14 protein-coding genes are annotated in these 13,948 nt (G+C 63.1%); 1 reads left to right on the forward strand and 13 read right to left on the reverse strand.

Annotated elements, in window-relative coordinates:
- Positions 1 to 139: 139 nt before the first annotated feature.
- Complete coding sequence (locus QX034_RS05110; RefSeq protein ID WP_315704768.1) at positions 140 to 412, forward strand: hypothetical protein; 273 nt, start codon at positions 140 to 142, stop codon at positions 410 to 412.
- Between the two features lie 197 nt (positions 413 to 609).
- Here the strand turns inward: QX034_RS05110 and QX034_RS05115 are convergent, their stop codons facing one another.
- The 13 genes from QX034_RS05115 to QX034_RS05175 all read right to left on the reverse strand — a co-directional run bounded on the left by QX034_RS05115 (position 610) and on the right by QX034_RS05175 (position 13,935).
- On the reverse strand, positions 610 to 813 hold the full coding sequence (locus tag QX034_RS05115; RefSeq protein WP_315704769.1) for a hypothetical protein: 204 nt from the start codon (positions 811 to 813) through the stop codon (positions 610 to 612).
- A gap of 242 nt (positions 814 to 1,055) precedes the next feature.
- Positions 1,056 to 4,223 (reverse strand): efflux RND transporter permease subunit, encoded by a 3,168-nt coding sequence (locus QX034_RS05120; RefSeq protein WP_316195044.1) that lies wholly within the window; start codon positions 4,221 to 4,223, stop codon positions 1,056 to 1,058.
- Positions 4,220 to 5,665 carry an efflux RND transporter periplasmic adaptor subunit gene (locus tag QX034_RS05125; protein ID WP_315704771.1) on the reverse strand — a complete coding sequence of 482 codons (1,446 nt, stop codon included), beginning with the start codon at positions 5,663 to 5,665 and terminating at the stop codon, positions 4,220 to 4,222. The genes QX034_RS05120 and QX034_RS05125 overlap by 4 nt, the downstream gene beginning before the upstream one ends.
- A gap of 75 nt (positions 5,666 to 5,740) precedes the next feature.
- Positions 5,741 to 6,136: a FixH family protein gene (locus QX034_RS05130; protein WP_315704772.1), complete on the reverse strand. Its 396-nt coding sequence runs from the start codon at positions 6,134 to 6,136 to the stop codon at positions 5,741 to 5,743.
- Positions 6,137 to 6,244: 108 nt separating this feature from the next.
- On the reverse strand, positions 6,245 to 6,595 hold the full coding sequence (locus tag QX034_RS05135; RefSeq protein ID WP_315704773.1) for a hypothetical protein: 351 nt from the start codon (positions 6,593 to 6,595) through the stop codon (positions 6,245 to 6,247).
- Between the two features lie 241 nt (positions 6,596 to 6,836).
- Positions 6,837 to 7,235: a CopD family protein gene (locus tag QX034_RS05140; RefSeq protein ID WP_315704774.1), complete on the reverse strand. Its 399-nt coding sequence runs from the start codon at positions 7,233 to 7,235 to the stop codon at positions 6,837 to 6,839.
- Between the two features lie 524 nt (positions 7,236 to 7,759).
- Entirely contained in the window at positions 7,760 to 8,671 is a 912-nt protein-coding gene (locus QX034_RS05145; RefSeq protein WP_315704775.1) for an NAD-dependent epimerase/dehydratase family protein, read from the reverse strand.
- A 4-nt stretch (positions 8,672 to 8,675) separates the two neighbouring features.
- Positions 8,676 to 9,674: a fumarylacetoacetate hydrolase family protein gene (locus QX034_RS05150; protein ID WP_315704776.1), complete on the reverse strand. Its 999-nt coding sequence runs from the start codon at positions 9,672 to 9,674 to the stop codon at positions 8,676 to 8,678.
- Entirely contained in the window at positions 9,674 to 10,249 is a 576-nt protein-coding gene (locus QX034_RS05155) for a cupin domain-containing protein (RefSeq protein WP_315704777.1), read from the reverse strand. The genes QX034_RS05150 and QX034_RS05155 overlap by 1 nt, the downstream gene beginning before the upstream one ends.
- Before the next feature lie 16 nt (positions 10,250 to 10,265).
- A complete protein-coding gene (locus QX034_RS05160; RefSeq protein ID WP_315704970.1) occupies positions 10,266 to 11,423 on the reverse strand; it encodes an MFS transporter in 1,158 nt (385 codons plus the stop codon).
- Between the two features lie 38 nt (positions 11,424 to 11,461).
- Positions 11,462 to 12,592, reverse strand: a complete 1,131-nt coding sequence (locus tag QX034_RS05165) for an FAD-dependent oxidoreductase (RefSeq protein ID WP_316195046.1) — start codon at positions 12,590 to 12,592, stop codon at positions 11,462 to 11,464.
- A 40-nt stretch (positions 12,593 to 12,632) separates the two neighbouring features.
- On the reverse strand, positions 12,633 to 12,998 hold the full coding sequence (locus QX034_RS05170) for a Rieske (2Fe-2S) protein (protein WP_315704779.1): 366 nt from the start codon (positions 12,996 to 12,998) through the stop codon (positions 12,633 to 12,635).
- Positions 12,982 to 13,935 carry a VOC family protein gene (locus QX034_RS05175; RefSeq protein ID WP_315727660.1) on the reverse strand — a complete coding sequence of 318 codons (954 nt, stop codon included), beginning with the start codon at positions 13,933 to 13,935 and terminating at the stop codon, positions 12,982 to 12,984. Before QX034_RS05175 ends, QX034_RS05170 begins: the two co-directional genes overlap by 17 nt.
- Between the last annotated feature and the right edge of the window lie 13 nt (positions 13,936 to 13,948).

A 13,948-nucleotide genomic window follows, 5' to 3' on the forward strand; every position in this document is an offset into this window, starting at 1 on the left:
GTAGCGACGCCAACCACACCCCAATAAGCGACGCATTAAAACACAGTTTAATTTCTTATTAATACTCGAAAATATAAAATAAAGAAACGACAGATGCAAAATATCCGATGGCAGTCAGCCCACTACGGAACCCATAGAAATGACTGCACTTTCTGTGTACGCCTGTGTTGCTGGGATTTATATCGGCCTATATTTTGATATTTTGGCGCTCGTTCCGCTCTTCACCTTGGGTGCAGGCTTCCTCGTGCTGACGGGCTGGGTGGTCGGCGCCGACCTGGCCGGACTCGCCAAGCAACTGGTGGCGCCGCTCGTCTGCCTGCAGTTCGGTTACGTGAGCGGCATCTGGTCGCGCGACAGCTATGCCAAATTCCTCAGGCGAGTGAACCCGCGCGGTCTAGGCCCGCGAACCTGAAACTGCATCAGGCGCCGACACCCGCACAAATCGAGCGGGCACTGTAACGGCTTTCCAGGGCGCGATCGAGCTCAGACGAAGACACACACGCAGAGATCGCACTTATTTATCTTTGCGACCACAATAGGACCGACGCGAGCATGAGCTGACTGCTCCCGCAGTTCATTGCGATTGGCGCGGGCGAACCCGCGGTTGATCTACTCCCGGTCCGGCCAATCTGTGAAGGCCAGAACCCAAAGTGCGATCAGATTGACCAGCGGAATGAGCGTCAGGATCGACCAAATCGGCGAAAGCCCGAGACGGCTGAGAATGCGGCCCACCGGATAAATGACCACCGCGATCATTACGATGAACCAAAACCAATGGGCCGGGCCGAAGCCGTACATCCAATAGTCCATCATCTGCAGCCTCCAGCGAGAACCGGCCAGCATCCTGCCGCAGCTTTCAAATCGCTCGGTTGATCCAGATCAGGGTCTTGCCCACGTCCCGTTTGCGGGCTCGCTGACATGTGTGCGATGTGGAATTCTTCACAGCAAACAGCACTTCTCCTGTGGCGCTTGTGCTCCGTCAGATGGACCCGCAAGGGAGCACAGCAACGGAGTTCGCCCTTGCCGAGCCATTCTGTCGTCGATCATGGCGCACCTTACTCGGCAGCCTCGGCAATGGGCTTTGCCATCGCTTGCTCGTTGACGTTGGTCGGATGCAACCGGAATCCTTTGACCAGCCCGAAGATCGCCGGGATCACGATCAGCGTCAGCAAGGTCGACGAGATCATGCCGCCGATCATCGGCACGGCGATGCGCTGCATGATCTCCGATCCCGTTCCTGTGCTCCACATGATCGGCAGAAGGCCGGCCATGATCGCGACGACTGTCATCATCTTCGGACGGACCCGCTCGACGGCGCCCTCCATGATGGCGTCGTAAAGGTCCTCACGCGTCAGGCGGCGGCCTTCTTCCGCACGCCGCTTCACCCTCATCTCGGCGAGGGCGTGATTGAGGTAAATCAGCATGATCACGCCAGTCTCGGCGGCGACGCCGGCGAGCGCGATGAACCCAACCGCCACCGCGACCGAGAGATTGAAGCCGAGCCACCACATCATCCAGATTCCGCCGACCAGCGCAAACGGCAGCGACAGCATCACGATCAAAGTCTCGGTCAGCGACCTGAAGTTCAGGTACAGCAGCAGGAAGATAATGGTCAGCGTCACCGGGACCACAATCTTCAGGCGGGCAGCGGCACGTTGCAGATATTCGTAATGGCCGCTCCAGATCACGTAATAGCCCGCTGGAAACTGGATGCTCTCGGTCACGGCGCGTTGCGCGTCGGCCACGTAGCTTCCGACGTCGCGATCGCGAATATCGACATAAACGTAGGTCGCGAGCTGTCCGTTCTCGGTGCGGATCGAGGTGGGGCCGCGGGCCGGCTCGACTTTTGCGACCTCGCCGAGCGGCACGGCGCCGCCGGTGGGCATCGGCACCAGGATGTCGCCGGCGATGGCCTTCGGATTGTCGCGGAGATCCCGCGGATAGCGCATGTTCACCGTGAACCGCTGCCGCCCCTCGACCGTCGTGGTGACCGTCTGGCCGCCGAGCGCCGCAGCGATCGTGTCCTGCACGTCCTGGATCAGGATGCCGTAGCGGGCGAGCGCCTCGCGATCCGGGGTGATCTCCAGGTAGTATCCGCCGATGCCGCGTTCGGCATAGGCCGAAGAGGTCCCAGGAACCGTCTTGATGACGCGCTCGATCTGCTTGGCCAGCCGATCGATTTCGACGAGGTCGGTGCCCATGACCTTGATGCCGACGGGCGTGCGGATACCGGTGGAGAGCATGTCGATGCGCGCCCTGATCGGCATGGTCCAGGCGTTCGACACGCCGGGAAACTGCAGCGCCTTGTCCATCTCGGCAATGAGGCCGTCGACGGTGACGCCAGGCCGCCACTGCTCTTTCGGCTTCAGGTTGACCATGGTCTCGAACATCTCGGTCGGCGCCGGATCGGTCGCGGTCGCCGCCCGGCCGGCCTTGCCGTAGACCGAGGCGACCTCCGGGACCGACTTGATGATGCGGTCCTGCATCTGCATCAGGTCGGCCGCCTTCGTGACGGAGATGCCGGGCAGCGTGGTCGGCATGTAGAGCAGCGTGCCTTCATTCAACGTCGGCATGAACTCGGTGCCGAGCTGGCGGGCCGGCCAGATCGTGACCGCGAGGAGCGCTACGGCAGCGAGAATGACCAAGGTCTTGGCCCGCAGCACGCCCTTGATCACGGGGCGGTAGATCCAGATCAGGAAGCGATTGATGAAGTTCTTGTGCTCGGGGACGATCCTTCCACGAACGAAGATCACCATCAGCGCCGGCACCAGCGTCACGGACAAGAGAGCCGCCGCGGCCATCGAGAAGGTCTTGGTGAAGGCGAGCGGGCTGAACAGCCGGCCCTCCTGCGCTTCCAAGGTGAAGATCGGCATGAAGGAGACGGTGATGATGAGCAGACTGAAGAACAGCGCCGGCCCGACCTCCGAGGCCGCATCGATCAGGATCTGGACTCGCGATTGCTCGGGCTTGGCCCGCTCGAGATGCTTGTGGGCGTTCTCGATCATGACGATCGCGGCGTCCACCATGGCGCCGATTGCGATCGCGATGCCGCCGAGACTCATGATGTTGGAGCCGAGCCCCAGCAGCTTCATGGCGCCGAACGCCATCAGCACGCCGACGGGAAGCATCAGGATCGCCACCAGCGCGCTGCGGACGTGCAGCAGGAACACCACGCAGACCAGCGCGACGACGAAGCTCTCCTCCACGAGCGTGTGCTTGAGCGTGTCGATGGCAGCATAGATCAGGTTGGAGCGATCGTAGACCGGGACGATCTCGACCGATTTCGGCAGGCTGCTCGCGATCTCCTTGAAGCGCTTCTTGACGTTCTCGATCACATCGAGCGCGTTCACGCCGAAGCGCTGCAGCACGATGCCGCTCGCGACCTCACCCTCGCCGTTCAGCTCGGCGATGCCGCGCCGCTCGTCGGGACCGAGCTCGACGCGCGCGACGTCGCGCAACAGCACCGGCGTGCCACCGGAGGTCTTCAGCACGATGTTGCCGAGATCGTTGATGCTCCTGAGGTAGCCCTTGCCGCGAATGACATATTCGAATTCCGAGAGCTCGACGGTGCGCCCGCCGACATCGGCGTTGCTGGCGCGAATGGCCTCCCGGATCTTCTGCATGCTGATGCCGCGATCGCGCATCCGCTGCGGATCGAGGACCACGTTGTATTGCTTGACGAAGCCACCGATGCTGGCGACCTCGGCGACGCCTTCGGCCTTGGCCAGCGCGAATTTCAAGTTCCAGTCCTGGATCGTGCGCGTGTCGGCCAGGTTCAACTCTTTCGAGATCACGGCATACTGGTAGACCCAGCCGACGCCGGTGGCATCGGGGCCGATCGTGGGCGTGACGCCAGCCGGCAATCTGGACGCCGCGCTGTTGAGAAATTCCATCACACGCGAACGCGCCCAATAGATGTCGGTGCCATCCTCAAAGATGACGTAGACGAAGGACACGCCGAAAAAGGAGAAGCCGCGCACGACCTTGGACTTCGGCACGGTCAACATCGCCGTCGTCAGCGGATACGTGACCTGATCTTCAATGACCTGCGGTGCCTGGCCCGGGTATTCGGTGTAGACAATGACCTGGGTGTCGGAGAGGTCCGGAATTGCATCCAATGGGAGGTGCACGAGCGCATAGAGGCCGGCAGCGGCCGCAAAGCCGGTGCCGAACAGCACCAGCAGCAGGTTGCGCGCGGACCAGGCGATGATGCGGGCGATCATTGCTGGTCTCCCTTGTTCTTCATGCCGTTCATGTCGCTCGACGGAACTGTTGCCCGCGGCGCGTCCGCTTCGGAAAAGCTCTTCAACGCCGCCTTCAAGTTGCTTTCGGCGTCGATCAGGAAGTTCGCCGAGGTGACCACCGCTTCACCTGCGGAAAGGCCGTCCCGCACCTCGATGTAGCCGCCGCCGCGGCGACCGAGCTTCACCTGCCGCGGCTCATACCGGCCTTCGCTCTTGTCGACGAGGACGACCTGGCGCGTACCGGTGTCGAGCACCGAACTGTCGGCTACGGCCAGGACGGGCGCGGCATCGGCGGTGTCGATATCGGCATCGACGTACATGTCCGGCAGCAGTGCGAAGTCCGGATTGGCCAGTTCGACCCGGACGCGAGCGGTCCGCGTATCGCGGTTCACTTGGGGATAGATGACCGAAATTTTTCCTGAGAAGGTCCGGCCGGGAAAACTGCGCGCCCGAATCGCAACCGGCTGTCCCACCGCGATGCTGCCCAAGTCCCGTTCGGCCACATCGATCAAAGCCCAGACGACTGATATGTCCGCGATCCGAAACAGCACATCGCCCGGATTGGCCCGCATGCCTTCGACCGCGTTGCGTTCGAGCACGATCCCGTCGCGGGGCGCCGACCACTGCACCGTGACGGGCGCAACGTGGGACTTCTCCATCGTTGCGATGACCGGTTCCGGAACATCCAGATTGGTCAAGCGCTGGCGGGAGCCGCGGCCGTAGGACTCGATGCCGCCCACGATCTTCGAGTTGATGGTGGAAAGATACTCCGCTGCCGCGGCGGCAATGGCCGAACTGTAGATTTCCATCAGCGGCTGGCCCGCCTTGACGCGGGTGCCGGTGGTCACGTCGGCCACCTTCTGGACGAAGCTTTCGGAGCGCATCGCGATCACCGACACACGCCGCTCATCCAGCTGGACGGTGCCCGGCGCCCTGATCGAGACGCTGATCGCGCGTCGCTCGACGGGCTCGGACTTCACACCGGTGCGCTGGATCTTGCCCGGCGAAAGCTTGACGGCACTGTCATCGGTGTCGTCACCTTCATAGACCGGGACGTAGTTCATCCCCATTGGGTCCTTCTTGGGGATGGGGGACGTGTCCGGCAGGCCCATAGGGTTGCGGTAGTAGAGAATTTTGCGCGACGAATCCGCCTGCTGCTTCGGCTTGGCGGGCTCGGAAGAGCCCTCGTCCTCATCATAGACCGGCAGATAGTCACGGCCATCGCTGTCCTTCTTCGGACCGGCTGACCAGAACGGCGCCCCGCTTGGATCACGGTAGTAGAGCGCGGGCCTCTCGGCGGCGACGGCCGGCGGTGCGAGATGCGAGCCTAACGGCCAAAGGGATTTTTGTGACGTCCAATATCCGCCTGCGGCCAGGCCGATGCCGAGCGCAAATGCCGTCAGGAGTCGAATCGTGGTCATGGCGTTTACCTGCTGATCGTGAATGAGGGCCGCAATCGAAGCGGGAGCTCTGTTGAAAAGCAGAGCTCCCGGACCTCACTTGTTTGCCTTGATCACGACCTTGCCGCTCACGGTCTCCACCTCGCCCTGCACTTTCGCAGAGAGGCTCAGCTGATAGCGTCCGGCCATCGGCAGATCCGTCTTGAACGCGTAGACACCAGGCTCATTCGCCGGCAGGGGCACGACGGGCGATTCCATTTCCGCCATTCCGTCCGGCGCCATGTCGACGCGCGTACGGATGATCACCGCATCCGATACCGGCTTTCCTGTCACCTTGTTGGTCAGGCGCACGGCAACCGTGACGTCATCGCCCTTTTTCGTTTCAGCATTGACCGGCTCGAAGGTGTAGTCGCTTGCCGCTGCGAAGGCTGCGGTGCCGGCAAGCGTCATCGTCGCAGCGAGCGCCGCGATTCGCGTGAACTTCGAAATCATAACTTTCTCCTCATGGATCTGATCTCCGTCGCGCCGCAAAGCGGTACGCACGGCAAGCGTCGTTACGCGCGAGCCCAAGGATCACGCGCAGCTTGTTTTGGGAGAGGATCAGACTCGAGGAGGTCGGAAGGGCGGACTGCTGCTGTGCAGAGCGAGAACCTGGTCCTCCGGAATCGGAAGCGGATGACCCGCACCCATTGGAGAATCAAAGTGGAAAGCAGCAGCAACGGCGAGGCTCACGGCTTGGATCGCGCAAAATGCCATCGGGCATTGACCGTTCGACTGGTCGCAGGGCTTGGCCTTGGCGTGATGCGGACAGCATTCATCCATTGCGCCGGACATGTCGGAGGCCATGACGGTATCCTTTGCCGTCGCCTCCGTGGTAGCTTGCGGCGTCGATTGGACGACCGGCGTAGCCCTCACCGCTGCCGGCAGCATTGCCACCGACAGGGCGATCATCAAGGCCATCATCGTTCGAACCAGACGCATTGCGGTCCACCTGCCCACTCATATCGTATGCGCGGAGCATAATCTCAAGCTTTTAGACTATGCATGCCTATGCGTAAAGCATCACTTGGGTCGTTGATCTGGCTCAACTTCCCAATGCACGCGCAAAGGCGGCGCCCTGCAAAAAACACCATTCGCTGAACGACAGATCGGACTGGCACTCGGTGAGTGCCGACAAGGTCAAGAGTCGCCGTTACTTGGAAAGACCCGGCGCCATTGTGCCGAGGAGACTCTCGATCGCGATGATCATTGCTCCCAACACCTGTTCGCCTAGCACGTGTTTGCACAACTTCCGGAGTGGCGCGTCGCCCCGCTCTGCCGAGGCGGCAGGCCCCAAGCCCCTGACAGCTGGAACCAGCGAAAACCGGTTCGCCATCGCAAGTGTGAGCATTCCGCCGAACAACAGAAGCTTCGCAAGCAGGACCTGGCCATAGGCGGTTGTCAGCAGGTTGGGGACCGAGCCAACCAAATACCAGCTATTGACGAGCCCAGTTCCGACAAGCGTCGTGACTGCGAGGTACCCCTTGTTCGAAAATCTGAGGAGCACACTGATCGTCGGCCATTCCTCGTCGGGCGTTTTGCTTCGGCGCATTTCTCGATGCCGTCCGCAAACCAATGCGCCAGATTCGCGACGCAATCGGGACGACCACAATTCATCCCAACCTGTTCACCGTGGCCGAGCGCCTGTATTGTGAAGATATACTAACCGCGAGGACACCAACGCGACCATCATGACCCATCGAAGAGCGGGATGACGATCGAGCAAATCCCGCGCGATACCGGCCATAGCAGTAGGATGGTTCGCGGACAGACCGAGGAGATCACCCGGCTCAAACTCCTAGAGCCAAAAAATATACAATCGTTGGAAAATCTAGCTGCTCCAAGCCAGACTAACTAATCGGCGCTGCACCAAGATTGCTCAAGAGCCAATATTGCAGGCGGAATGACAACCTGGTGTCCGTCGTCAGAATTCTGCTCAGCTCAGCTTCCAGGTCCAAATCGAGGAGGCGCAACCTCGATCAGCGTGCCCTGTTGGCCCGGCGGCCGGTTGTCCGTTCGAAAGCCCGCGAGGGGACCGGAGCGGTGAGGATGGCACTTGTGTTACCCGCTTCCGGCTCAAAGCGCATTCGGAATCATTTCCGCGACCGATCCATCGTGAACAAAGCCCAGGGCCGATTCGGCGCGCGTATCCAGCGCGGGATAGCGACCGAAAACCGCCTCGATGCGTGGGTCGGGATCGAACGTTACGCGTGCGGTACGCTCGGGGCCATACAGCTCAGCCAATCCGTTCACGACTTCGGCGATCGAGAGGCGAAGCGCCGGGAGTTGCAGAGTGCCGCAAGTGTCGATAGCGCCGGCGGTGATGAGATTGTCAACTGCGGTCTTGGTGGAGAGCCACCAGGCAGTGGCTGCCGGCGATACCGGACAGACATACTTTTCTGCCGCGGAGACCGCATGCAGCAGCTCGCTCATGAAGGCCGATCCAAAGCCGCTCACCGGTCTCGGGCGCGCGACGATGCCGGGCAGCCGCAGCGAAATCCCAGACATATCTCCGCGCCGGGTGTGATCGGCGAGTGCAATCTCTACCATCCGCTTGTGCGCGCCGTAAGTAATGGCCGGCCGCGCCTCCGTGTGCGAGGTCACCGGCTCCCCGGAGAGCGCGCCGTACACAGCGATGCTGCTCGCGTAGACGACGCGCGGGCGGTTTCGTACCTTCGCAAGCGATTGCAGGAGATCGAGCGACGCATCGAGATTGACGCAGCGACCGAGCGCCGGCTCCACCTCGGCGCGACCGCCGGGAATGCTGGCGAGATGAAACACCAGATCGAACGAGGTACGGCCAAGTTGATCCAGCACGGCGCGATCGTCAAGGCCACCCCTGATCCAGCGCAGGCGAGGGCCGGAGGCCCAGGACGGCTGCGCCGTGAGATCGAGCGCGGTGACCTCGGCTTCGTCCGAGTCCCTCAGCAAACGACCCAGCAAGGCGCCGCCCACAAAGCCCGCAGCGCCCGTGATGAGAATGCGCATCGGTTCAACCCGGCATCTCGCCAGATGCGCAAACAACCTGCTGATCGATGCGTCCAAATGGACCGGGCCTGCCGTCGCCGAGACAGGCCTCCATCGTCACGCGCTCACCGAAGCGCAGAAATGGCGTCCGTGCCTCGCCAAGATCGATCATTTCGATCGCCCTGCGTTCGGCAAGACAGCTCGACCCGGCAGCGCGGTCGGCATTCGAGACCGTTCCCGATCCGATGATCGTCCCCGCCGTCAGCCGACGGGTCCGCGCAGCATGGGCAATCAGTTGCGGAAAGGAGAACGCCATCTCGAGGCCCGACGCCGCACCGATCCGCTCGCCATTGCGCCAGACATGCAGAGCCATGTCGAGACGGCCGTCACGCCAGGCGTGGCCAACGTCGTCCGGCGTGACGGCGATCGGCGCAAAGCTGGTGGACGGCTTGGCCTGCAGGAAGCCGAAGCCGGTGCGAACCTCGCGCGCGCCGACCGCACGCAGGCTCCAATCGTTGATCTGAACCAGCAGCCGGATCCGTCGCGCGGCCTCTTCGGCGGAAACGGCCATGGGCACCTCGTCCACGACCACGCCGAACTCGCCTTCGAAATCGATGCCGTCGGCCTCAGCGACGAACGGGACGTCGGCCTGCGGCCCGAGGAAATCGTCGCTCGCCCCCTGGTACATCACCGGGATCGTCTCGAAGTCGGGGATCGGCGGCTTGTTGAAGGCTACGTCCATCAGCCGTCCATGATTCAGGAAGGCCGAGCCGTCGCACCATTGCGGCGCGCGCGGCAGCGGTGCCAGACATCGCGCAGGATCGAACGGGAAGACATTTCCAGCCGATCCATCCTCGAGCCGATCGGCGAGACGGCGGAGCGGTGCCTCTGCTTCCTGCCAATGGCGGAGCGCAGTCAAGAGGTCCGGCGCGATCCCACTCGCGTCGATCGCACGCGCTTGATCGTTGGAGATAATGACCAGGCCACCATCGATGCTGCCGTTCTGATATGTCGCGAGCTTCATCAGCCGGCCTTGGTCGGGTTGGCTTCGGGACCGAACTTGCCGTCGACCAGAATGAACAGCATGCGGCAGGGCTTGTCGCTGCGATTGGCCCAGGCGTGGTTGGTGCCGCGCTGAATCACGACGTCGCCCGCCTTCAGATCAGCGGTACCCTTGTCGAGCACCAGCGTGATCTCGCCGGAGATGACGATGCCGTAGTCGATGGTCTCGGTCCGATGCATCAGCGGGTGCGGCGACTCCGTCGTCACCGTCGAGGCATGCGGATCACCGATCTGACTGAAGGCGGCTTTCATCCGGGTCGCACCGTTGTGGAGAAAATCCTCAGTATCCGGCGGAATGTCGACAAAACGGATACGGCTGCCATGGGCCGGCGGCGGCAGCCGGAGCTGCCCGACGGTCGGATCCGGACCATTGTCGATGAGTGCCGGCGTCGCCTGTGTGCTCCAGACCTCGTGGAAGAACGTGCCGGGGATCGCGGCCAGCTCGGTGACGGTCGGCAATCCGCCGTCCGATGAGATCACGGCGGCGCCCTGCTCATCATGGCCGGTGACAACGCGGCGAATCTGCGGAAGGGTCATGCGGGGAGTCTCCTGATCAGGCGATTTCGAGGGAAGCGGCAGCAGCCGGGCCGCGCGCGGCAAACACACGTGAGAACATCACGACCGCGACTGATGAGATGATGACGGTGCCGAGGCCGAGCGCCGGATAGCCGAACAGTTGCACCAGTGTCCCGCCGAGAATGGGACCGATAGCGGCACCGGTCATCAGCATGGCGGGCGTACCGGCGAGTGCCCGCGCAGTGGGATCGAGGCGCGACAGCAGCCCGAACGCAAAGGTGTGGGTGAAGATCATCACCGCGGCGAAGATCGCCGTCGGAATGGCATACGCCAGGAAGCCGGAGCCGAAGGTGATCGTCACCGCGATCAGCGCCTGGAACACCGGCCCTGCCGGCAGAACGTATCGGGCCGGCAATCGCTTCTCCAGAACCGCGGCCAGCGGCGCCGGCAGCAGATTGACGAAACCCAGCGCAATGAGAACGCCGGTGACCGCCTCCGGGCCGAAGCCACGATCGCTGCCTATGCGCTCGATGAAGCTGAACAGCATCGCCTGCGTCAGGGCCATGCAGCTGATGCCGGCAATCCCGAACCACACCGCGCGAGGGAGATGGCTGACATCGGCCATGAGATCCTCGTCACTGCGCACCATGCCCTTTGGAAAGGACAGCGCTGCCGCCAGCGCGGCAACCGCCATGACGCCGGCGAACACAAGGAACAGCGCGGATCCCCCGAACGTCGCCACGAGATTGGGTGTCACGCCGAGGAAGAGAATTGCGAAGACCCCGAGCGCCATGCCGACGATGGCGAACACACGGTGAGGGTTGGCGCTGCGTGCGATCGTGCCGTGGGTGAAGCTCAGGCCGCAAGCCGCCGTCGCACCGGCGAGGGCATGCAGGATCGCGAGCAGCGAAAATTCCGACGTACGGCTCGCTGCGAGGAACACGAGCGCGGCAACGGCAAAGCCCCCGACCGTGGCCAGACGAGCGTTCAACCGGTTGAAACGAGGTGCAAAGAACAGGCTGCTGAGGACGGCGCCCAGCAGGAACAACGTTGCCAGCATGCCGGCCTGCTGCGGGCTGAACCTGTAGCGCTCGATCAGCGCGCCGACCCAGACCGGCAGCGCTACGAGGTCGACCATCCCGGCGCAATGCGCGATCATCAGGGCTGTTCGCCCCCGCCATGTTTCCGTCGTCACCGTCACTTGTTCCTCCCCTTTTCTGCTGTTCTTGTCGTTCAGATCGGCTGCACCAGAGCCATCACCGACTCCCGCATGATCCGCGTGTGTTCGGTCTTGTCGCCATTCTCCATCTCGATCCGGCAAAGCTGTGCGGAGTTCTCGATCACCATGCGGCAGCGATCCCAGCGGCGCAGATGGAAGCGGTCGAACGCCTCCTGCAAGGCCGCCGCACGCGCGAGCTCTTCGGCCAGGACGATTCCGCTCTCGATGCCGATGCCCGCCCCGGAGGCGAGATGCGGCGTAGTCGCAGCGACGGTGTCGCCGATCAGAATGACCCGTCCGCGATTCCACGGCGCGGGCACGAGCAGATTCGCCAGCGGCCGGTAGTCGATCGCAGCCTCCGCGGCGAGCAGATTGGCGCGTTGTGCTGCGAGCACGGGATCGCTGAAGGGGGCCAGCAGATCCGCGAGCATCTGTGGCCATACCGCACGATCGACCTGAAGCTTTTCGGGCCGCGCTTCGGTCACGAACAAATACATATGGCTTGGTGAGACCGGATTGACGCCGGCCTTGACTGCGCCACCCAGCCACATGCGCGGCCGCACGATATCGAACGGCCGCGGCAGCACCGCGCGCCAAACGCCCTGCCCGATATATTGCGGCGGCCTAACCTCCGGAAACAGTAGCGCCCTGGTCTTCGAGTGAACGCCGTCGGCGGCCACGACGAGATCGTAGCGTCCGGTCGTGCCATCGCTGAAGGTGACCTCGACATTACTCTCGTGCTGGGCGATGTGGGTATAGGTGCATCCGACCCTGACGTTGACGCCGCTGAGTAGCGTCGCATCGGCGAGGATGCTCCCGAGCTCCGGCCGCATGATCCCGCCGCCGCCGGGCACGTCGGATCCTGCCACCTTGGGCGTAGGAATCTCGCCGATCCGATGACCTGACGGCGTAAACAGATCGACGCCATCAGACGTGTAGCCGCGCTTGGTGAACTCCGCGAACACGCCGATCGCCTCCAACGCGCGCAAGGTCGGCCCGCTGACGGTGATGCCCGCCCCTTCCGGACGCCAGTTGCGATCGATCTCGACGAGATCGACATCGATGCCAGCCTTGCGCATCTGGATCGACGCGGCCATGCCGGAAAAGCCGCCGCCGATCGTCAGCACCCTGCTCACCACTGCCATGGCGCCTTCTTCCCCTCTGCAGTCCGCCCTTGCAGGCGTGTTATGACTTCGCCAACAGCTCGCCGTCGGCATCGACGATGAGCCCAACCCGGGTCAGCCGCTCACCGCGACAGGGCCCCTGCACGCACAGCCCGGTGTCGGGCATGAATTCGGCACCGTGCGCATGACAGACGATGCGCGTGCCGTCGGCATTGAGATACGCATCCCTGCGCCAAGCCATCGGTGCGCCGTCGACATGCGGACAGGCATTGCGCCAGCCGTGAAGCTGTCCGCGGCATCGCACGACGAACAGGCTGTCCTGTCCCTCATCGTCCGGATCGAAGCCGCGCGACTGAGCTTCGCCGATCTCGTCCGAACGGCACAACCGCACCCACTCTGCCGATCCGGCTTCACGCGTAATCGCCATTCTCGGAAATTCCAGGGCCGGGGTACCATTTCTTGCGCATCTTCATCAGGAAGGTCTGCGAATTGTCGGCAGACGCCGTCGCCTCGCGCGGCTGCCAGCTCGCATCATGCTGGTCCATGTCGGCATCCATCTCGACGTGGCAGCCGAACGGACTGTTGAAGTACCAGAACCAGTTCGACCCCAGGATATGCCGGCCAGGGCCCCAGAACGCCTGATAGCCCTTCTCGACGAAGCGATAACCGTTGGTGATCATTTCCGAGGGGCCGCCGAAATGGAAGGTGAAGTGCTCGACCCCGTGCATCTGCGGAGGCGCCCCGATGAGGAAATGGGTGTGGTGGTCGAGCGAGCCGCCGGGCTGCAGGAACGGCCCGGTGCCGGTGAATCGGTCGGTGCAGCGGAAGCCGAGCCGGTTGACGTAGAAGGCCTCGGCCTTCACCACATCTGGCACGAAGTAGACGACATGGGACAGCGTGCGCGGGCGGATCACGCTACCCGGCGGCGGGACGCCGAGGCTGTTGACTGGCCGGAAGACCACGCCGCCGGGAGCATTCGAGATCTCACCCGGGAGGATGAAGGGCCGGCGCACCGTCCGCTGAAAGCCGATCACGAATCCCGCATCGTCGATCGATTCGATCGATCCATCCGCAAAACGACGGACCTCGCGATCACGCCGCAACTCGGCGGCAATCGCACCGAGCGTCGCATCGTCGGCGACGCCCATCACGGTCTTGCGCAGACGGCAGCCGGGAACGGGGCCCGGCGGCAGAGCCGGATCATCATGCCGCGCGATCACCACCGCCGTCCCGTCGATCGCCTCGAAGCGCCCGCCGCGGTCAGACACATCGACGGGCGTCAGCCCGTAATCGACCAGGAAGCGTGCTGCGCCGGCCACGTCATCGACACCGAATATCAGGCTGTCCAGTCCGACAATTCTCATCACTCTCCTCCCG

Origin of the sequence: Bradyrhizobium sp. SZCCHNR3119 (genome assembly GCF_032487775.1) — a bacterium.
Lineage (GTDB): Bacteria > Pseudomonadota > Alphaproteobacteria > Rhizobiales > Xanthobacteraceae > Bradyrhizobium.

Coding starts and splice junctions, on each gene's coding strand:
- QX034_RS05145 (WP_315704775.1), bottom strand. CDS start 8,671: ATGCGCATTCTCATCACGGGCGCTGCGGGCTTTGTGGGCGGCGCCTTG.
- QX034_RS05140 (WP_315704774.1), bottom strand. CDS start 7,235: ATGCGCCGAAGCAAAACGCCCGACGAGGAATGGCCGACGATCAGTGTG.
- QX034_RS05165 (WP_316195046.1), bottom strand. CDS start 12,592: ATGGCAGTGGTGAGCAGGGTGCTGACGATCGGCGGCGGCTTTTCCGGC.
- QX034_RS05135 (WP_315704773.1), bottom strand. CDS start 6,595: ATGATCGCCCTGTCGGTGGCAATGCTGCCGGCAGCGGTGAGGGCTACG.
- QX034_RS05130 (WP_315704772.1), bottom strand. CDS start 6,136: ATGATTTCGAAGTTCACGCGAATCGCGGCGCTCGCTGCGACGATGACG.
- QX034_RS05175 (WP_315727660.1), bottom strand. CDS start 13,935: ATGAGAATTGTCGGACTGGACAGCCTGATATTCGGTGTCGATGACGTG.
- QX034_RS05110 (WP_315704768.1), top strand. CDS start 140: ATGACTGCACTTTCTGTGTACGCCTGTGTTGCTGGGATTTATATCGGC.
- QX034_RS05170 (WP_315704779.1), bottom strand. CDS start 12,998: ATGGCGATTACGCGTGAAGCCGGATCGGCAGAGTGGGTGCGGTTGTGC.
- QX034_RS05150 (WP_315704776.1), bottom strand. CDS start 9,674: ATGAAGCTCGCGACATATCAGAACGGCAGCATCGATGGTGGCCTGGTC.
- QX034_RS05120 (WP_316195044.1), bottom strand. CDS start 4,223: ATGATCGCCCGCATCATCGCCTGGTCCGCGCGCAACCTGCTGCTGGTG.
- QX034_RS05115 (WP_315704769.1), bottom strand. CDS start 813: ATGATGGACTATTGGATGTACGGCTTCGGCCCGGCCCATTGGTTTTGG.
- QX034_RS05155 (WP_315704777.1), bottom strand. CDS start 10,249: ATGACCCTTCCGCAGATTCGCCGCGTTGTCACCGGCCATGATGAGCAG.
- QX034_RS05125 (WP_315704771.1), bottom strand. CDS start 5,665: ATGACCACGATTCGACTCCTGACGGCATTTGCGCTCGGCATCGGCCTG.